Annotated in this window: 15 protein-coding genes and 1 riboswitch; of the genes, 12 read left to right on the top strand and 3 right to left on the bottom strand. The window is 46.9% G+C overall.

All coding sequences use genetic code 11. The features are described from left to right. Positions 1–110: 110 nt before the first annotated feature. From xylA to F4V51_RS24710, 8 genes are all read left to right on the top strand, one after another. Positions 111–1,427, top strand: a complete 1,317-nt coding sequence (gene xylA / locus F4V51_RS24745; RefSeq protein ID WP_095292400.1) for a xylose isomerase — start codon at positions 111–113, stop codon at positions 1,425–1,427. A gap of 469 nt (positions 1,428–1,896) precedes the next feature. Beyond that, positions 1,897–3,390: a xylulokinase gene (xylB, locus tag F4V51_RS24740; RefSeq protein WP_153979977.1), complete on the top strand. Its 1,494-nt coding sequence runs from the start codon at positions 1,897–1,899 to the stop codon at positions 3,388–3,390. A gap of 370 nt (positions 3,391–3,760) precedes the next feature. Beyond that, on the top strand, positions 3,761–4,477 hold the full coding sequence (locus F4V51_RS24735; RefSeq protein WP_227779953.1) for a glycosyltransferase: 717 nt from the start codon (positions 3,761–3,763) through the stop codon (positions 4,475–4,477). Positions 4,478–5,366: 889 nt separating this feature from the next. Continuing rightward, the gene (locus F4V51_RS29415) at positions 5,367–6,437 is read left to right on the top strand and encodes a glycosyltransferase family 2 protein (RefSeq protein WP_321573907.1); all 1,071 of its coding nucleotides are present in this window, start codon (positions 5,367–5,369) and stop codon (positions 6,435–6,437) included. Positions 6,438–6,632: 195 nt separating this feature from the next. Beyond that, positions 6,633–7,259, top strand: a complete 627-nt coding sequence (locus F4V51_RS24725) for a bifunctional 4-hydroxy-2-oxoglutarate aldolase/2-dehydro-3-deoxy-phosphogluconate aldolase (RefSeq protein WP_153979975.1) — start codon at positions 6,633–6,635, stop codon at positions 7,257–7,259. Between the two features lie 126 nt (positions 7,260–7,385). Beyond that, a complete protein-coding gene (locus F4V51_RS24720; protein WP_236146642.1) occupies positions 7,386–8,318 on the top strand; it encodes an alpha/beta hydrolase in 933 nt (310 codons plus the stop codon). Between the two features lie 222 nt (positions 8,319–8,540). Beyond that, complete coding sequence (locus tag F4V51_RS24715; protein WP_162009987.1) at positions 8,541–10,922, top strand: YcdB/YcdC domain-containing protein; 2,382 nt, start codon at positions 8,541–8,543, stop codon at positions 10,920–10,922. A 196-nt stretch (positions 10,923–11,118) separates the two neighbouring features. After that, positions 11,119–12,246 (top strand): transglutaminase domain-containing protein, encoded by a 1,128-nt coding sequence (locus tag F4V51_RS24710; protein ID WP_153979973.1) that lies wholly within the window; start codon positions 11,119–11,121, stop codon positions 12,244–12,246. A 100-nt stretch (positions 12,247–12,346) separates the two neighbouring features. Here F4V51_RS24710 and F4V51_RS24705 read toward each other — a convergent pair whose 3' ends face one another. Together F4V51_RS24705 and F4V51_RS24700 are read right to left on the bottom strand one after the other, a co-directional pair. Further along, a complete protein-coding gene (locus F4V51_RS24705) occupies positions 12,347–13,825 on the bottom strand; it encodes an amino acid permease (RefSeq protein WP_153979972.1) in 1,479 nt (492 codons plus the stop codon). Between the two features lie 117 nt (positions 13,826–13,942). After that, a riboswitch (Lysine riboswitch) is annotated at positions 13,943–14,164 on the bottom strand. A gap of 145 nt (positions 14,165–14,309) precedes the next feature. After that, positions 14,310–15,452 carry a virulence factor gene (locus F4V51_RS24700; RefSeq protein WP_153979971.1) on the bottom strand — a complete coding sequence of 381 codons (1,143 nt, stop codon included), beginning with the start codon at positions 15,450–15,452 and terminating at the stop codon, positions 14,310–14,312. Between the two features lie 224 nt (positions 15,453–15,676). Here F4V51_RS24700 and F4V51_RS24695 point away from each other — a divergent pair, with 224 nt between their 5' ends. The 4 genes from F4V51_RS24695 to F4V51_RS24680 are packed head-to-tail and all read left to right on the top strand — an operon-like array spanning position 15,677 to position 20,201. Beyond that, complete coding sequence (locus F4V51_RS24695; protein ID WP_153979970.1) at positions 15,677–16,801, top strand: glycosyltransferase; 1,125 nt, start codon at positions 15,677–15,679, stop codon at positions 16,799–16,801. Next, complete coding sequence (locus F4V51_RS24690) at positions 16,798–18,081, top strand: oligosaccharide flippase family protein (RefSeq protein WP_153979969.1); 1,284 nt, start codon at positions 16,798–16,800, stop codon at positions 18,079–18,081. Before F4V51_RS24695 ends, F4V51_RS24690 begins: the two co-directional genes overlap by 4 nt. A 4-nt stretch (positions 18,082–18,085) precedes the next feature. Further along, positions 18,086–19,294, top strand: a complete 1,209-nt coding sequence (locus F4V51_RS24685) for a glycosyltransferase family 4 protein (RefSeq protein WP_153979968.1) — start codon at positions 18,086–18,088, stop codon at positions 19,292–19,294. After that, entirely contained in the window at positions 19,284–20,201 is a 918-nt protein-coding gene (locus F4V51_RS24680; protein ID WP_153979967.1) for a glycosyltransferase family 2 protein, read from the top strand. The genes F4V51_RS24685 and F4V51_RS24680 overlap by 11 nt, the downstream gene beginning before the upstream one ends. Here the strand turns inward: F4V51_RS24680 and F4V51_RS24675 are convergent. Further along, positions 20,175–20,867, bottom strand: coding sequence for a response regulator (locus F4V51_RS24675; RefSeq protein ID WP_153979966.1), 693 nt, complete (start codon positions 20,865–20,867; stop codon positions 20,175–20,177). The genes F4V51_RS24680 and F4V51_RS24675 overlap by 27 nt on opposite strands. Positions 20,868–20,884 lie beyond the last annotated feature (17 nt).

Here is a 20,884-nt window from a genome sequence, read left to right as displayed (position 1 = left end):
CGGAAAAAACAATTTTATTTTACTTTGTTTAACCAATAGACAAAGTATAACCGATGTGATAGGATAACGGTGTAAACGATTTCTTTAAAACTATTGAGGAGGCATTTTACATGGCCTATTTTGAATCCGTTAATAAAATCGCATTTGAAGGCAAAGACTCCACCAATCCTTTTTCTTTCAAACATTATAATCCGGAAGAAGTTGTTGCTGGCAAAACGATGGAAGAGCACTTCCGTTTCGGCATGGCTTACTGGCATACATTAACTGCAGGCGGCAGTGACCCGTTCGGTGCAGAGACAGCTGTTCGTTCTTGGGATAAATACTCGGGTCTGGACCTCGCGAAAGTACGCGTGGAAGCGGCTTTTGAATTTTTGGAAAAAATGAATCTCCCGTTCTTCTGTTTCCACGATGTGGACATCGCACCAGAAGGCAACAGCCTGCGTGAGTTCTACAGCAACATCGACACGATCGTTGACCTGATTGAAGACCACATGAAATCCAGCGGCAAAAAACTGCTCTGGAACACGGCGAACATGTTCTCCAACCCGCGCTTCATGTTTGGTGCAGCTTCCACATGCAATGCTGACGTGTACGCACATGCAGCAGCGCAAATCAAGAAAGGTCTGGAAGTGGGTAAACGTCTGGGCGCTGAAAACTATGTATTCTGGGGCGGCCGTGAAGGTTACGACACATTGCTGAACACAGACATGCAACTGGAGCAGGACAACATTGCCCGCATGTTCCACATGGCTGTAGACTACGCGAAGGAAATTGGCTTTGACGCACAATTCCTGATCGAGCCTAAACCAAAAGAGCCAACGAAACACCAATATGACTATGATGCAGCGACTTCCATTGCCTTCCTGCAAAAATACGGTTTGGACAAACACTTCAAACTGAACCTGGAAGCAAACCATGCAACTCTGGCAGGTCACACATTCGATCACGAAATCCGTGTTGCCCGTACAAACGGCATGCTCGGTTCCCTGGATGCCAACCAAGGCGATATGCTGATCGGTTGGGATACGGATGAGTTCCCAGTGGATATGTACGATGCAACATTGACGATGTACGAAGTATTGAAAAACGGCGGTATCGGCCGTGGCGGCGTGAACTTCGACGCCAAAGTACGCCGTGGATCCTTCGAAGCAGACGATCTGTTCCTGGCTCACATCGCAGGTATGGATACGTATGCTAAAGGTCTGAAAGTAGCTGCTAAATTGATCGAAGATCGCGTATTCGATGACTTCATCGAAAAACGTTACAGCAGCTTCAAAGAAGGTATCGGTGCTGAGGTTGTTGCAGGCAAAGCGACTCTGGCTTCCCTTGCAGAATACGCACTGAACAACGAAAGCCCACGCAAAAACCAATCCGGTCGTCAAGAATTGCTGAGAGCAAAACTCAACCAATACATCTTGGCTGACTAATAACTGGAATCAACTTGTATAAGCTTGGCTAGGGACACAGCCCATATATGCACGAGCTTGTACCATGGACGTTGAACAGCATGACATTCGGACCGTCCCCGACTTTCCCCTGGGAAGGCGGGGGCGGTTTTTTGATACCAAGCGGAGTGAATTTCATGCGCATCTAGGTTTGCATGTGCATTACTAATGACGGTTATATGTCGTTGGCGCGATTTTCAGCTACAGAAACGAGTACGTTTTACTCGTTTCATATCCATGTGTGTCCATGATAATGCATGCAGAACGAAGTGAGCAGAAAGGACCCGAGAAGCGGAGCGTTCGCATTTACCCCGGGATTTCACCCTTGCTAAAGGGTATAAAGGAAATCTGGGGGTAACGGCGATCCGAGGGTTTTCTGATCACGGAGTGACTTTCATGTAAACATGGATTTTCGTGGATATAACCTGTGATAAACGAGAGGAGTTAACCCATGAGTTACGTTATTGGTGTCGATCTGGGAACCAGCGCAGTCAAAACGGTGCTGGTTAACCGTGAAGGAAAAGTGGCATTTGAAGCATCCGAGGCTTACCCGCTGCACCAGCCCAAGGCGGGCTACAGTGAGCAGAATCCGGAAGATTGGGTAGAGCAGACGATTGTCTCCTTGCGCAAATTGCTGGAAGTATCCGGCGTACAGCCTTCTGAAATTGAGGGGCTTAGCTTCTCTGGGCAAATGCATGGACTCGTTCTGGTAGATGCAGAGGGGAAACCACTGCGCAATGCCATTCTGTGGAACGATACACGTACTACCGCTCAGTGCCGCCGCATTGAGAAAGTATTGGACAATAAACTATTAAGCATCGCCCGGAACCGTGCACTTGAAGGCTTCACGCTCCCGAAAATCCTGTGGGTACAGGAAAACGAGCCGGAGCTGCTGCAGCAAGCATCCTTGTTCCTGCTGCCGAAGGACTATGTTCGTTATCGCCTGACTGGCGATTATGCCATGGATTATTCGGATGCAGCAGGTACATTGCTGCTGGACGTTGCTGGCAAACAGTGGAGCAAGGAGATTGCGGAAGCTTTTGAACTGCCGATCTCACTCTGTCCGCGTCTCGTGGAATCGTTTGAAGAAGTGGGTACATTGCTTCCAGAGATCGCAGATCAAACGGGTCTTGCTGCGGCGACCAAAGTATTTGCAGGCGGAGCCGACAATGCATGCGGGGCAATCGGCGCAGGCATTCTGAGTGAAGGACAGACGATGTGCAGCATCGGTACGTCCGGGGTGGTGCTTTCTTACGAGGAACGCAAAGATCTCGATTTTGAAGGTAAAGTACACTTTTTCAACCATGGGGAGAAGGATGCCTTCTATATTATGGGGGTAACGCTTGCTGCTGGATACAGCCTGTCCTGGTTTAAGGATACGTTTGCAGCGGACAAATCATTTGATGTGCTCTTGCAAGGAATTGATCAGATTCCGGCGGGAAGCAACGGCTTGTTATTCACTCCTTATATTGTTGGAGAGCGGACACCTCATCCAGATGCGAACATTCGCGGCAGCTTTATCGGCATGGATGCCGGACATAAACTGGAGCACTTTGGGCGTTCAGTGATGGAAGGAATTACATTCTCCCTGCGGGAGTCGATCGATATTCTGCGTGGTGCAGGCAAAACGGTCAATGAGGTCATCTCCATCGGAGGTGGTGCCAAAAATGAAGCCTGGCTGCAAATGCAGGCGGATATCTTTGATGCCACGATTGTGAAGCTTGAGAGTGAGCAGGGTCCAGCAATGGGCGCGGCAATGCTTGCCGCATATGGCTGCGGCTGGTTCCCTTCCCTGCAGGAATGTGCGGCGGCGTTCATTCGCCCTGCCAAATCCTATGTACCGAACCCGGAAACGGTAGCCGTGTATGATGGACTCTTTGCACTGTATCAGGAAGTATACGGTCAGACACGCAGTCTGAATGATCGTCTGGCCGAGTACCGTTAATTCATAAAGTGAAACATTCAATATATGTAACAAAGGTTAACCGAGGCACTCGCGGAAGCGAGTGCTTTTTTGTTGTACAACGAAAGCAGCTAAAAGCACCGGATCACAGTGACGAGGTGAACAGCAAAAGGGGAGTTCTCAGACATAACCCCATCCGGGATTTGCATAGAATGAATATAGAGGATTGGCATAAGCCGAGAAGCCAAACGTTAAGTTGAGACCGATAATTGGTCAATAAGAAAGTTTATCTGATGAATACTTAAGCCTGTAAATAGGCTCTGATCCAGTCCTATATGCCTTTTTTCTATGCAATCAGATAGCAAATCCTTGAGAGATACTAGAAGTCAGCTTAAGACGCGGGGGTGAAGCTTTGAATGACCGTGAGGAAGAGGACAGACCACATATTACGCTGTCCATGATCGTACGTAATGAAGAACAGCGATATCTTAGACAGGCACTGCAAACGCACCGGCCTTGGATTGATCGTGCGGTCATCATAGATGATGGGAGCACCGATCATACGGTTGCTCTATGTAAAGAGCTGCTTGAAGGGATTCCCCTGGTCATGGTTGAAAATCGGGCATCCCGGTTCGCCGATGAAGTGAGTCTGCGTAAGCAGCAATGGGAGGCGACGATAGCTACTGGACCTGAATGGATACTGAATCTGGATGCCGATGAGATTCTGACGGCTGACTTTGGCATACAGCGCAATCAGCTCCTGGGAAGTAGCGAGGACGCGATCTACTTCAGATTGTTTGATATGTGGAGTGATACGCACTACCGGGAGGATCAATATTGGCAGGCACATGCATATTACCGTCCATTTCTCGTCCGTTATCGTCCCGGATTAACTTATGAGTGGAAGGAAATCCCGCAGCACTGCGGACGTTTCCCCCTTACGATCCAGCATTTTGCCTATGGATGTCATACGCCTCGTGTGAAGCATTACGGCTGGGCTCGCGAGGAGGATCGCATCCGCAAATTCGAGCGTTATCAGGCACTGGACCCGGATGCAAGGTACGGCTGGAGAGAACAGTATGAATCCATTCTGGATACAGATCCAAGGCTGCTGCCCTGGATGGAATAAGAAAGGGGGCCTGTACTTGAATAAGGTAAAACCGAAGGAGAAGGTGCTGATTGCCAGTCCGGTTCGTCAAACCGCAGCAGTGCTCCGTGAATTTTTGGAATCTCTGACCTTCTTGGAGCGAACGACGGTGGAGACGGACTATTTGTTTATAGACGATAATGAAGAGGAGGCGTCTTCCAATATCCTTCGTGATTTTGCATCCCAGCAGGAAGGAACGGTATTTGAATCCGATAACGATGATGGAACTGCTCAGGGAAAAGGGACATACAGCAGGGATGAGGGAGGTCATTACTGGCGCGACGAACAGATTTGGCGGGTAGCCGGATTGAAAAACCGCATCTTGCAGTACGCCCGCGAACAGAATTACGATGCTGTTTTCCTGATTGATTCGGATCTTGTGCTGCATCCCCGCACGCTGGAACAGCTTGCTTCCACGCACAAGGATATTGTATCGAATATTTTCTGGACGCGCTGGCAGCCGGGTACAAGAGAAATGCCGCAGGTATGGCTGCAGGATGAGTACGCATTGTACCGAAAAGGCGGGAAATCCGAAGCGGGTAAGGAAATTTTGGATGAGAACACGCAAACCGATGCCTTTCTAAATCAATTGCGAGTGCCAGGCTGTTACGAAGTGGGTGGGCTCGGTGCATGTACGCTCATTCGCAAGAATGCTCTGGTGGGTGGGGTTTCCTTCGATCAGATTCCGAATGTATCGTTCTGGGGTGAGGATCGTCATTTTTGCATTCGAGCCCAAGCACTCGGTTTTCGTTTATACGTGGATACTCATCATCCGGCCTATCATATCTACCGATTATCTGAACTTCCCGGTGCTGCTGCGTACAATCGCAGGGTCAGACGAGGAGAAGAGGCAATTCGTATTACGCTGTGTATGATTGTGAAAAATGAAGAGGCTTCCCTGGCCAGATGCCTGGATTCAGTGAAGGGCATTGCCGACGAGATTGTCATCGTGGATACGGGCTCAACCGATCGCACACGTCAAATTGCAGCCAAATATACAGAACGAATTGTTAATTTTGAATGGATCGATGATTTTGCAGCTGCTCGCAATTTTGCATTTGATCAGGCAACCACAGAATATATACTTTGGCTGGATGCTGATGATGTGTTCGAACCGAATGACCGGGCGAAGCTTATTGATTTGAAACACTCTCTTGATCCTGCAGTGGACAGCGTTACCATGGACTATAATTTGTCATTCACTCCAGATGGGAAGGTTGCCTACAGTTTGAGAAGGAATCGACTGGTGCGACGGGATCGAAATTTCCGCTGGATCGGTGCAGTGCATGAATATCTGGAAGTTGGCGGCAATTTGCTGCATAGCGATATTGCGGTGACCCATAAGAAAGACAAGGAGTACACCGACCGCAACCTGAGGATTTACCGGAAGCGTGAGGAAGCAGGTGAACATTTTACTCCCCGGGATCTCTATTACTTCGGTAATGAACTGAAAGATCATGGACAGCATGAGGATGCGATTACATACTACGGGAAGTTTTTGAATACGGGTCTTGGTTGGGTGGAGGATCAGATTGCTGCCTGCCAAAAAATTGCAGATTGCGAAGCGGCATTGGGGCACTCCGAACAGGAAGTTTCAGCGCTTCTGAGGTCGTTTGCCTATGATTTGCCGAGAGCAGAGATCTGCTGCCGCCTGGGGGGTTATTTCGCCGATCGAGGAGATTATCGCAAGGCAGTATTCTGGTATGAACAGGCGACCCATGCTGTTCGTCCAGCCGATCCGATGGTCGTGCTGAACGAAGCAGCCTGGACATGGATGCCCCACTTGCAGCTATGCGTATGTTATGATCGGCTGGGCAATCGTGCCAAGGCGAAGGAGCACAATGATATTGCTCTTGCATATCATCCTACACACCCCAGCATGCTGTACAATGATCAGTATTTCAAGGATCTGGAAAAGGAAAGTGTATTGGAAGAGGCTTGAATCCGGCAAAACCTCTCTTATGGTCATGGGTTGAATGGGGGTTCTCCACCGACATTCGCCCATGCTGATAAGAGAGGTTTTTTGGGTTGTGTATTTCATCAAGGATAAATTCGTTTTACAATATGAATTAACGGAAAAGCGGTGATACTAATATTGTCTTCGGCTGCCGAATCTATGAAGCAAGGGGAAGCTCGCATGAATTTGACGGAAGTACTACTGGAGTCGAGGCTGGTTGCCATTGTTCGCGGCATTAGCCGGGAAGCAGCAATAACAGCAGGAAAAGGCATGACAGACGGTGGAATCCGCCTGATGGAAGTAACGCTCAATACACCCGGGGCACATGAGATTATCGGAGACTGGCGGACCCGGCATGAAGGACAGGCTTATATTGGAGCAGGAACGGTTCTTAATGTGCAGATGGCCAAGGATGCAGTGGCAGCAGGTGCTCAATTTCTGGTATCGCCCAATGTCGATCTGTCCGTTATTGAATATGCTGTAGAACATGGGGTGGAAATATGGCCGGGAGCCATGACACCTACCGAGATTGTTGCTGCCTATGAAGCAGGCGCACGTGTGGTGAAGCTATTTCCGATGGCGAGTCTGGGACTGCCGTATTTACGGGAGATCAAGGCACCGCTTAATCATATCCCGCTGCTTGCAACGGGCGGAGCTAATCTAAACAATATCACAGACTACTTTGCTGCTGGTGCAGCAGCTGTAGGACTTGGCAGTGCACTTTTGCCGAGAGAAGCACTGGATGGAGGTAATCATGAACAGATTGCAGCATGTACACATGCATTTGTGGAAGCAGCCAGAGTCTAAATGTAAAAAACGCAATCAACAATATGTATATTTGGGTATATATAAAAGATGTAGCTATTTAACAGAACGTTAATGGTATTGGCGTAGAATAGGTGTAAGACAGAGGCCGGAGAGGAGAAATGCACAGTGAAAGCCAGAACGATGATTAGTGGAGTTATTGCGGTTGCTGCCGTGACGGCAGGTGGCTTATGGAAGGCAGCGGTGAAGAGTCAGACACCCAAAAAGATCCCCATCACGATTACTCCGCCCATGCCATTCGAAGATGTCACCTTCGAGAGTGGCGGAGGACGGGTTCATGGATGGTTTATTCCGGCTGGTGCCCATGTTCCCAAACCTTGGCCATTAATCATTATCGCCCATGGCTGGGGTTCCAACCGATCACGTGTGCTCCGTTACGCACGTCCCATCTGGGAAGCCGGATATGCTCTCTTCATGTATGATGTCCGGAGTCATGGGGCGAGTGATCCGGTAAAAGCAGCGTCTGCCTATCTGTTCCGTGACGATCTGCTCTCGGCACTACGCTACACCACCTCTCGGCCGGAGATCGATCCGGGTGCCATCGGCGTGCTCGGACATTCCCTTGGAGGTCTGGGAACGATCATGGCGGTAACGGAACATATTCCGGTGTCGGCCGTCATCACGGATTCGATGCCATCCCAGTTTGAAGTAATCGTCAGTTCGGAGCTGAAACGCCGGCGGTTGCCGCTGTTCCCACTGGCACAGTTGATTCCGCGGATCTGGTTCTGGAGGCTCGGTGAATCACTGAAAACGTACCGCCAGCGCGATCCGGTCCTGCTGCTGAATGAACGGCGTAAAGGCATGCAGCTGCCACTGCTTATGGTGCATTCCAAGGGAGATAATTTTATCCCGCCAAGTGAGCTGGAATACTTCATGTCCAAGGCTGATCCGCCTGTAGAGCATCTGTGGGTGAATAGCGGTGGACACAGCTGCTCAGAGGAAGACCCTGCCTTCTGGGAGACCGTCATTCCGTTCTTGAAAAAACATGTTCAGGTTCAGGCTCAACCGAACAATTCGGATATAACCTCTAATAAATCCTAATAAACCGTCAGCCTGCATGACAATCAGGCTAACAGTAAAACGCCAACCAGGTTGGCGTTTTTTGGTATGTTGCAACCATTATGCAAAAATTCTCATTTGTAAAATTGTTGGGAAAATGACGATTAAAAAGGAAGCTTATGGTATCATAGAATAGACTGGCAATATTCATGCAGGGTTATTTCGCATGCATCCATGTATGAAATTGAAGGGAGAGGTCCAGATTTGAGTTTTCAGATTCGATTCAAAATGATGACAGCCAGAGCTGCTTCAGCAGCCATGGCGGCATTGCTTCTGGCATCGCAGACTCCAGGGTTTGCAGGCAGCGTGTCAGCAGCACAAGCAGAACAGGTAACAGAAGCTGTACCGGGGGAAAATGAACAACTAGACGTGACTAGCAATGACGTGCCTGAGGGGGCTAAAATCTCCTCCAAGCAAGCCAGTGAGAATATATTGAAACTGTTTCCGATGTTGAAAAAAGCGACCATCACCTCGTCGCAATTTGATCCGAACAACCAATTCCCTCCGCTGGAGTACAAAACATGGGATATCGGATTTCAAATTACCGAGGGGAATCATTCCATGGGGTTCGGCGCATCTGTACATGCAGGGACAGGGGAAGTCCTGAGTGTGCATTTGCCATCTGATTTACTGGATAAGCAGTTATCTGGGTCAGAAGCCAAACTGACCAAGGATGAAGTGGAAGAGCAGGCTGTGGCCTTTCTGTACAAGGCTATCCCTGGTTTGAAGGAAGGTGCATACGCATCTTTGGGTGACCTGTACCAACCGGCGGGACAGCAATCGTTGTTCGGCAGAACCGAATATCAATTTGCATACCAACTGAAGCATGACGGTTTGTTATCTGAGGCGGAGAGGGTTTACATAAGTGTGGATCAAAGTGGCCTGGTAACAGGATATTCACGAATGACGACCGCGGCGGAATATCCTTCATCGAAACCGGCTGTTTCTGCAGAGAAGGCAAGGCAGCAATTCGAAGACCAGTTCGATGTGGAACTCGCCTACATTTCGAAAAACCGCCTGTCTTCCAAGCAAGGTCAGCAGTATTATCTTGGATATACGCCGAAGGATTCCAGCATGGTTCCGCTTGAGGCGAATACACTGGAAAGGTTCAACACCATGACTGGAAAAGTCATTACCGAGGATACCGTACAACAGGACAAACCGCTGAAAGGCAGTGTGGCCGCTTTTGTTCCAGCGAAAGGACAGAGACTGAATGCCCAGCAGGCAGAGAGCCTGGTGAAAAAGAGCTTTGACATTCCGGAAGGATACAAGCTGGATTACAGCCAGTTAAATAAAGGCAGCTACTGGAGCCCGAACAATCAGGTTTGGAGTCTGAGCTGGAGCAACCGGAACGCGAATATGTCCTATATGTTCATGCGGGACATTTCAGCACAAGTGGATGCCACCACCGGACAAATTTACAGCTATAGCCTGTATCAGCGAATAGGTTCGGATGCCGCACAAGAGAACCCCGATGAGAAAAATGAAGGCAAGTCCGTAACCCGTACACAAGCCGAGAAACTTGCGATTAATTCGGTTATTGCACTTGTGCCGGATGCCACGGAGCAGTTCAAGCTGTCCAGCGTGCTTGAGGTAGAGGACGCACGTACGTTCATTTTTCAGCGTTACTTGAATGGAATCGCCGTTAAGGATGATCTGGTGCAGGTACAGGTCCTGAACGATGGAACGATTAGCGAATTTTATGCCAATCTTGCTGCAACGCCTGAGCAGCTGCCTGCAAGCAAAGAGCCTGCGATCAGCTACGAAGAGGCAAAAGCGGCCTACCTCGAAGAATTCAAGCTGGTTCTGGCATACTCCCGTTATGGTGGACAGGGTACGAGCAGTGGCCAAGTCACGCCGTCGGGGATCAATCTTGCATATATGCCTACACGGGATGATCAATCGATCAACGGCGGCTATGAAGTACTTGATGCCAATACAGGCGAATGGATGTCTTTGTACAACACTTCCAGCACGGCAGCTCAAACTGCACCTAGTGATATTGCTGGTCATGTGGCCGAAGAGGCCATCCTTAATATGACCCAGCATAGCGTCCTGGTTCCTGATGAGCAGGGACGTGTCTTCCCGGATCGGGTGATTACCCGAGGAGATTGGTTTAACTATCTCGCAAGAGCAGTTAATCCGAATCTGGACATCTATTACACGGTGAACGGGGATGACAAGCTGTATGCGGACATTACGCCGGATAGCCCTTACTATCAGGCAGTCCGTACACTAATTGACCAGCGCTGGCTCGCTGGCGCAGATCCAGAGGTTAGTCTGAATCCACAGGATGAGATGACTCGGGAAGAACTGGCTGTATTACTTGTCCGTATTCTTCGTTACGAGAAGCTGGCTGGTTTCTACAGCATGCCATCAGATCTGCCGAACCTTGTAGATGCGAATTCGATTACCAATAAAGGTGCCGTATCTCTTAGCATGAAGCTGGGATTGCTTCCTTCCATTGAAGGACGTTTCATGCCGGCGCGCAAAGTGACTGTTGCTGAAGCGTCACAGGTACTGGAGCGATTGGCCAAGCTGCAGGGCAAGACAGATTCATTTATGACAGGCAGTCGTCTGTATTAAGAGGTATTCTTGCATAACCCGCTCTGGTAAGTCATAGGCTGGATATAGCGGGTATGTGTTTTTTTGCTGAAGACAAGGGAGACCTTCTGCGGAAGGTCTCTTTTGATGCTTTTCGACAAAACTAGAAGCCTGACGTCAGATCCTTTTGTGATACAATGAGGCTTGAGAATGTTGCAAAGAGAGGTGGTATCCTTTCATGGGCAAAAACGGAAAACGAGTGATCACCATATTGCTGGCAGGCTGTCTGATTGCGGTGGCTTTACCTCGTGCGGTTGACCTGGATCAACTGTATGCTGCATCCGACACATCAGATATTTCCACAACCAAGGATTTACGTCAGACGCTGCTTACAGCCATGTCACAGCGAACGGAGGAGCTTGTATTTACATACAAGGGCGATGTGAAAGGACTCAAAAAGCAGCTCCAGAGCTCCATTGATGAAGCAATGACCAGTGATCCCTACATCCAATATACCGTCAAGAGTTATGCTTTTAATTATAAAGGTTCCAACGTGTCGGCCGAGGTCCATGTGAATCTGTCCTACCGGGAGACCAAGGAACAGACCGATTACGTTAACCGCAAAGTAACCCATGTTTTAAAAGAGATTATTACACCTGGCATGACGAATCATGAAAAGGTAAAAGCGATCCATGACTGGATTGTTCTCCATCTTGCCTATGATACTTCTCTTCAGAAATACACGGCCTATGATGGACTTGTCACGGGCAGCACCGTATGTCAGGGGTATTCCCTGCTTGCGTACCGGATGCTGGATCAGGTGGGCATTGAGAACCGGATTGTGGAAGGTACGGCAGGTGATCAGCTGCATGCGTGGAATATCGTGAAGCTGGACGGCAAATGGTACCACATGGACACGACCTGGGATGATCCGACACCTGACCGTAAAGGGAAAGTTAGCCATAATTACTATTTGCTCAGCGATGACGAGATGGCACGTGACCATATCTGGACGGGCAAAGGCAAATATCCGACTGCATCAGCTCCTTACCGGGAGGCCCTGCAAACCTTGATACAGAGCGGCGGCAGCAAGGCACCTGCGTATCAGAAGCTGTACCACACGCTGGAATATTCGCTCTATGACGAGAAAGATGCGGTTAGTGGACATTCCGCACTGGAAACCAAGGTGCAGAATGTGCTGAAGGAAGGTGGAACCACACTGACTTTCAGGTACAAAGGTACCGAGACCAGTCTGGTTGAAGATTTGCAGAATTTGTATCAGCTCGGGATGAAATCGATATCGTATTATGTGTCCAAAATGGAAGATACAACGGATCTGCGTGTGAAGATCAATTGGACGTTATGAATCAAGGCGGATGTAATAACGCCTTCATCTTATTCAAAACAAAATCCCCCTGCTTCTAAACCGTACAGAACGGTCAGAAGCAGGGGGATTTTCTATGAGATTACTGCGCAGAGGAATCCGTAGGGGAGAAGTCACATTCCTTCAGCGGCACCACTTTGGTTTTCTTGATCCACTTGTAACCAAGCCATAGAATCAGGAACAGCGGTACACTCAGGTAGGCAACAAGCGCTCCGCTCCAGTCGATCTGATCGCCCGTAAAGGCCTGGTAGTTCTGTCCGATAATAACGATGATACAGAGTACAAAAGCGAATATCGGTCCGAACGGGAACCAGCGTGCGCGATAAGGCAAGTCTTTCAAGTCCCTGCCCTGGGCAACATAAGCCCGGCGGAAGCGATAATGGCTGATGGCAATGCCTAGCCAGGTGATAAATCCGCACATGCCGGAGGCATTCAGCAGCCAGGTATACACAATACCGTCACCGAACAGGGAAGCGAGAAACGCCAGCATGCCGACAGCTGTAGTTACAAGCAGGGCATTCATTGGAATGCCTTTTTTGTTCAGTCGTGCTAGGAAACGCGGCGCCTTGCCATCACGGGCAAGAGCATAGAGAACCCGGCTTGAAGCATACATGCCAGAGTTGCCGGCAGACAGCACAGAGGTCAGAATGACTGCATTCATGACCGAAGCTGCAATGGCAAGCCCGGCTTTTTCAAATACCAGCGTAAATGGACTGACACCGATATTCTTCAGATCACCTTTGAGCAGGTTCGGATGCGTATACGGGATGATCAAACTGATTACCGTGATGGCCAAAATGTAGAAGATCAGAATCCGCCAGAATACCTGCCGAATGGCACGAGGTACATTTTCACGCGGATTTTCACTCTCACCCGCAGCGACACCAATGAGCTCGGTTCCCTGGAAAGAGAACCCTGCAGCCATGAACACACCAAGTACGGCGAAGAATCCGCCATGGATGGGCGCATCACCCACTGTAAAGTTGCTGAAACCGACGGCTTCTCCGCCCATAATACCGAAGATCATCAGCACACCTACGGCCAAAAAGATAATGACGGTAGCCACTTTGATGATGGCAAACCAATATTCCGATTCGCCATAACCTTTAACAGACAGCACATTCAGAGCAAAGATTAAAACGAGAAATAGCAGGCTCCATAACATGGACGAGCTGTCAGGGAACCAATACTTGATGAGTACCGTAGCTGCAGCCAGTTCGGCCGCAATGGTGACGGCCCAGTTGTACCAGAAATTCCAGCCCATGGCGAAGCCAAGTGCGGGATCAACGAAACGAGCGGCATACGTATTAAATGAACCGGAGTCAGGCATAAATGTAGCCAGTTCTCCAAGGCTTGTCATCAGAAAGTAAACCATGATGCCGACGGCGGCATATGCAATCAATGCTCCACCCGGTCCGGCTGTGGAGATGGCGGTACCACTTGCGAGGAACAGCCCTGTACCGATGGAGCCACCGAGGGCAATCATCGTCATATGCCGTGCACGCAATCCCTTTTTCAGGGAACCGTTTCCTGCTGTTGTTTGCTTGTTGCGGTCTTGCAATGAAAACACTCCTTCACTCAGCGTACTGATGATATGGATCAATGGCACTATACACACAAAAGACCGCAGGCTTCAGCCTGCGGTCTTATTATCCATTGTCCGCACCTGTCCCAGATGTTATAAGATAGCTCAACACAGAAGAATTCATACCCACCCATGCGGGCTGGTGTGTATCTCTGTGACAGTTCTGTACCTTTCGGCAGCAGCCCCAACCATACTGGACAAATGTAAGGAACCGTCCAGCAGGCTTCGGCGGGTGCACCTTTCGGCTGATCTCATGAGCGGCTCCTTAGCGCCTCCTTCAGCTTACTGATCGCACCCGCGACCTCTACCTCATCATCATGGATGAGGTGTATCTATTGTCTATGAAATTATTGAATAGCAGAACGTTACATGCCATGTTCTGTTGCTCAAACAGACATTCAGTATACCTTTCCTTGTTTCATCATGCAATAACAAAAGTTGGATGTTCTCTTAACAAGGACTATTCCGTCTTTTTGTTGCGTCCGGCCATTTGCTGCCATACGGTACCTGCAGCCTGTTCACCGGATTCAATTCGCTCCAGTGCCATCTTGGCTTGCAGGCTAACTTCAAATTCAGGATCGTCCGCTGCCTTCCGCAGAGCTGGTTCTGCTTCTTCGGTTCCCACTTCATATAAGAAACGGGCTGCCCGCCAGCGCACGAGTTTGCTGCTGTCGGTGAGCGTAGCCGTCATCGCAGCGGTTGCAGCCGGGTCGCCGATATCGGACAAGGTGTCTCCAGCGGTACGACGTACGGCAGGGGAGCTGTCTTTGAGTGCTTCATACAGCAATTCCATGGCTTCCGGCGTTTTGATATCTCCAAGATAGACTACCGCCAACCGGCGTATCTGCATTTTACTGTCATGCAGAGCGCGGGCAATAAGCGGCAATCTCTCTTCTGTAGGCTCCATACCGTCAAAAGCTGCATAGCGTACATTCCAATCCTCACTGCTCAGTGCCGCTTCCAGCTCGGCACCTTCCAGCTTGCGGCGGCGTTCCACAAACTCTTCTGTATTGGTTCCGTGCGCAATGGCCTGTTCAATGACCTGCTTCAGACGCTCCGGAGGATAGGCTGCCTCCAGCTCCTGCTCAACCTCACGGGCAATATCCGGCAATTCGCCGTACCGTACGCCGTAATCACTTAACTTACGTTCTTTGATCAGCGTTGCACTGGCCACTTCGGTAACGGCTTTAACGAATCGATCGGAGAGAGAGATTCGTTCTTCCTTTGCACCGGCCTTAACCCGAATCTGCATCGGAACCCCGCGGAAAAACTGTACAAATACCTGTGCTTCGCCAAAATGCTCGCCTGAAGCATCCTCGGATTCAATCCAGTCGAGGTCAATTCCTTGTTGGCCCAGACGGTTCTGGACTTCTCCCAGAATGACGGACCAGTCGGCATTCCCCTTGCGATCCAGCGCCACGAAGTCCGTGGTATGAAACACACTTTTAACACCAGGAATATGGAGCATCTGGCGGATAAACGCTGGAGCAGAGCGTTCATTATCCAGCGTGTAGGTTCTGCGGATCCCGTCTTCGAGTCGCTCATCAAGATGAAGCATCATCGTATTGGGACTGGGTGTTGGTTCAATGGAAACAATATTCATCGGTTCATAACCTCCTGTACCGGATTCATCATTTAAGTTCCCGTGATAGCAACGGGTATATTCCTATTTTACATGAATGGAGGCAAACTGCGAAATGAGTGTGAAGTAAAAGGGAATTATGAAGAAAGTACATCCATTTTCATATTAACTTCATATGTGCACACAAACATTTTTAAATGTTGATTGGGAAAATAGGACTATATTACAAACTTGGAGGCATGACTATGGACCCTGTTTTTATTCTTTCAGATGGAGAAAGAAATATTCAATTTAAAGAAATCGTCCATTTCTATAATGTGATTTTAGGGGAGAACGAGGAAAGCTCAAACGGCAGCTCTTTTGACTCGTCACGTTGCTGTATCATTGACTATAAAGATCCTGAAAAAGTGGTCTCAGCTTCCAATGCTATCCGTGCTTTTCACCCACAAATCCCTTTATTAGTTATTACAGACATGAGATCTACCCTACAGGACAGTCATCTGTTGCGTATTACTGGTGTAGGTAGGATTCGTTTGCTGCATTGGAATGCAAACTATCCGGATAAACTACTTACAGACATACAGAGTTTGTTGCATCCGGAATATCCGGCCAAGAGTGCACATATTGCTTTCATTTTATCCGTATATAACGAAGAAAAACGATTTTCTTATGTTGAGAGCTTTTGTCGCAAGCTACAGGAATATATCCGTTCACATGTGATTGAGGGTTCGCTTTACCTTATTGACGATGGTAGTGGAGATCGGACTATGGAATTAATTCAAACCTTAGAGAAAGATACAACGTTGTCCATTAACAGAATAAATCGTGATGTAAGTCCATTAATGAATGCAAGAGAATTGGGTAGAAATACTAGAAAAGCAGGTACATATCTAGAAGGAATGAAGGAGATCGAAGCAGATTATTTTGTTTTTGTTGATGCGGATGACTCCTTTTTTATTGAGGACATTGCACGAATGCTGAATATTGTGAAATTGGGATATTACGATATGATCACTGGTACCAAGGATACTTCAGCAGAAAATCGTCCCTTATTGCGTGTCGGATTGAGCTTTTGTAAAAGATTAATATCCAAACCCTTTCTTCCAGAAGGAGTAATTGATTCACAGACTGGTTTAAAGGTACTGAATGCCATAGCTGTCCGAAGATTGTTTCCTCATTTGAAAGAAAATCTTGGATTGGCGGTGGATCTTGAAATGATGTTCTTAGCGAAAAAGCTCAGATTAAGGGTACTGCAGCTGCCAGTTGCTTGCATTGACCGGGAAGGATCGCATATCCATGTCTGGAAAGATTCGATACGCTTTCTAAGATCTATAGCTGATATCTGGCGCCTAGATCGGCGAATTCGATGAGTGTTACATTAGCGAGCAATCGTTGGCGGGTATTCGTATTTCCATTTTTTAATGTTCTATTAAACGGATTTAACTTTTTATTTCATATTATAGCCGGGCGTTATTTGACTACTGAGCAGTATGGGCAGTTCAATGCTCTGCTTGCCATGTTTACGTTGCTATCAGTGGTAGGATTGTCGATACAACTAGTTACCGCAAAGTTATCGTTTCAAGGTAGGGATATAGTAGTTCTTTCAAAAGCAAAAAAAATATCACTTTTTACAACTGTTAGCTGTTTTATTTTATTCGCCTTTGTACCCATAATTAGTAAATTTATTCAAATAAGCATTCTAAGTTATATTTGGCTGATTATCCTCATTTGGCTTCATATAATAACTAGCTACTACAGGGGGATGATGCAGGGAAGCGGATCTCTAATGAAGCTGAATCTTAGTTTTTATGCTGAAGTGGGGGGGAAATTGCTCCTTGTATTTTTCTTTATAAATCTTACTAAAACGGGCCTTGATGTGGAACGTTTAATGTTGGCGGTCATGCTGGGTATGCTTGCCTCAACCATTTATGGGTACATGTCTTCTACATCTGGTGACGATAGAGCAAATCGGAGAAACACAGGTGAAAAGATATCATGGCAGCAGGTCAAGCAGGATCTAGGGCAATCATTTGTTTTGAATTGTAGTATTTTATTTTTTTTATCAATTGATATGCTTGCTGTGCACTACTTTCTACCTAATCAATCAGGAGAATATGCAGTCGCTCTAAAATATGGTCAACTTGTATATTTTGCTGCATTTAGCATTATCACTGCACTGGTTCCGAAGATAAATAAAGCCCTAGCTCAGGAGGGTGAAACAATCAATGCAAAAACAAATACCATAACGATAATTTTAGCTGGGTATGGTATCTGTATTTTTTTCGGTCTAATTCTATATCTACTAATGAGTAATGTACTTTTTCTGCCGTCTATCTCGCTTTTTTTTGGCCCGGAGTATTCGGGCGTTTCGGCGATATTGTTACCGATCGGGATTGTATATGCAATATTAGCCTTGGTGGTTTTTCTAGCGTATCTTCACATGCTTTCTGGAAACTCCAGATTGAAGGTATGGCTTTTGGCTGGTGGAGTGAGCATAATGATCGCTTTCATTCTGAATCATCGTAATTTAAGACAGATACTAGTTGATGAAATAATCGTTTATGGATTGTTGTCCATAGGGCTATTTATAGACTGGTTACGATATAAAAATACTGATCGTGTGAATTCAATAAGTACAGAAGGAGATTAAACAAATGAATTTGAAGATGGAGCTTACAAAGCCGGTGGTGCTGCTCTTGTCATGGCGTGATATCCTTGCTCCTCGCAGAGGAGGAGCTGAGGTTTTTACTCATGAGATGCTGAAACGTTCAACCTCAGAACGATATCAATATGTTCATTTTTCTCCTGAGTTTCCAGGGTCGCAACCTATTCAAGAGATTGATGGAATCCTATATGTACGTTCTGGGAATATATGGAGTGTTATCCTGCACGCAGCAAAATTCTATCGTAAACATCACAAACAAATCAGTTATGTAATCAATCAATGTAATACACATCAATTTTTTACCCGTCTGTGGGTGCCACGATCCAAAAGGATTTTTTTTATTCATCAAACCACCCGAGAGATTTGGTATCAGAATATGGACATTATTAGAGGATTGTTGGGTTATGTATTGGAACCGATGTTACTTCGTATGGCAAAGTATGATCAAACTATTACGGTCTCTGCTTCTACTCGTAATGACCTAATACGCCATGGCTTTGATCCGGATGATGTAAAGGTGATTCCAGAAGGGATTGAATTTGATCACTGGCCACGTGAAAGTTGGTTACCTAAAGGATCACGTCCTACTTTCTTATATGTTGGACGTTTTATGAAGTACAAAGGTATTGATTTTGTATTTGAAGCCTTTGGTAAGTTGAAAACAACATTCCCTAATGCTGTGTTATGGATTGCCGGAAAGACTAACCACCAATATGTTGATCTAGAACTCAGACCTATTATGGAACGCTATAAATTGAGAGCAATGGAATATTCGGAAACAGATGATTTGGCTCAATTGAATGATCATGTGGATGTGATTTTTCACGGATTTGTTACAGAAGAACGTAAGCTAGAGTTAATGAGCCGTGCACAGGTGCTTGTTTTTCCGTCACAAAGGGAGGGATGGGGGCTGACCATTACGGAGGCAGCTGCAGTAGGAACGCCAAGTATAGTGAGCAACTCTCCAGGCCTTGTGGATGCAGTGGATTATGGGCGTAGTGGATACCTCGTTAGTCATGGAGATGTGGAAGCGTTAAGTAGACAAATGGTTCGTAGTATAGACAAGCCTGAGGAATATGAGTTCATTCGCCAGCAAGCTTACACATTTGCCAAACAATTTCACTTCGACCACACTGGACAGGAATTTGGTGAATGGTTAGAACATTTGAGTAGAGGGGAGAAGAGTAATGAAACCTAAAGTAGCTATTGTGTTTTCTACGTATAACAATGCGGAGTGTATTGAGGAGTGTTTAAAAAGTTGTCTAAACCAATCTTACTCAAATGTCGATATTATCATAGCGGATGATGGTTCTACGGATGAAACTGCATCATTGATTCATAAGGTAGCCCTCCACGGGAAGCATCATGTCAGAGTACTGAATCTACCACACGGGGAGCGTGGAATTGCAAGAGTTACGGCCGTAGAAGAGGCACAGCGAGAAGGTGCAGACTACATCCTAATTATTGATTCGGATATGCTTCTTGAATCAGATATGATAGATCAATTAATGGCTGTAGTAGAGAAGTATACGGAGATCGGTGCACTTGTCATTCCGGAAAAGGCCTTCACCGCACATCAAAACTTCTTCTCAAAGGTTAAAGTCTTTGAACGAAATATTATTAATAATGCTGGTGAAGAAGTAGGTAAACGCTCTATTGAGGCTGCGAGATTTTGGAGAATGTCTGACTACTTATCTACAGGGGGATTTAATGCGGGACAGATATCTTTTGAAGAAATTCAGCCCACTCTGCGGTATATAGAGCGGGGAGGAAGAATAAAGCGGGCTGTGTGTACAAATCTGTATCATGATGAGAAGAAAGTACTCCTAAGAGAGCTACTTGCTAAAAAAGCCTATTATTTTACCGCGATGGATCGTACTTTGGCATCAGAAAGCGAAGGACTTCGCAAAGCTCTGGAGCGTTGGTACTTTTTTCGCCCTGTCCTCTACAGAAAGGATAACATGAAGCAATACGTTAGACACCCGCTGTTGACTGCTGGGATGTTGTTTATGTATGGCTGTCTTAGTCTACTTGGCGTTTACGGAATCATTAAGGGTCGAATTGGACGTCAAACCCCGTTAGTACAAACGGAGAAAATAAAATGATGTACCAAACGTGTTTAGTCGTACAAGTGTGTACTCTTCATGCTCTGTGATATCTCTGTTGCTGGGTAGGATATGTAAATGATGATTTGGTAAATAAAATCCTTCCCATGCTTCATCCTTTAAAATAATACCCGGTGAATAAGCTTCAGATAGGGCAGGGTCTGCTGCGATAATTTCACCGTTATCTTTAAGTAAGAGGTATAGGCCTTCATTATGCTTGAGCATGGTGATCAAAAATTGTTGCAGTAAGGTCGCTGAGTGTTTCTCAGATATTTGTTTTTGTCTGTTTCGATTAGCTTGATTGAGTGCATTCAAGATGACAGTTGTGAATTGATCAGTATACTCTAAGGGCTTAGTCATAAATGCAAAAATACCGACTTCATTGATTGCGGTCAGCATGGAAGATGTATGAAGGTGTCCTGACAAAATAATACGTACTATGTGTGGATAGACTCGTTTAAGTGAGCGCAGGAAGGCAAGCCCATCCATATCGGGCATCAAAATATCTGAAATTACAACGTCGATTTCCTGATTTTCTAGAATTTCAAAAGCTTCTTTTGGATTAAGTACGGTAATTACGTTGACTTCTTCAGTTTCAAGCCAGCGCTTCAGGATGGTTAACACCATCTTGTTATCATCAACACATAAAATGTTTCTTGTTGTCATTGTTAGTGGCAGCTCCA

This window comes from Paenibacillus xylanilyticus (genome assembly GCF_009664365.1).
Lineage (GTDB): Bacteria > Bacillota > Bacilli > Paenibacillales > Paenibacillaceae > Paenibacillus > Paenibacillus xylanilyticus_A.
The sequence above is the reverse complement of the archived record's forward strand: the minus strand, read 5'-3'. Positions and strand labels throughout refer to the sequence as shown.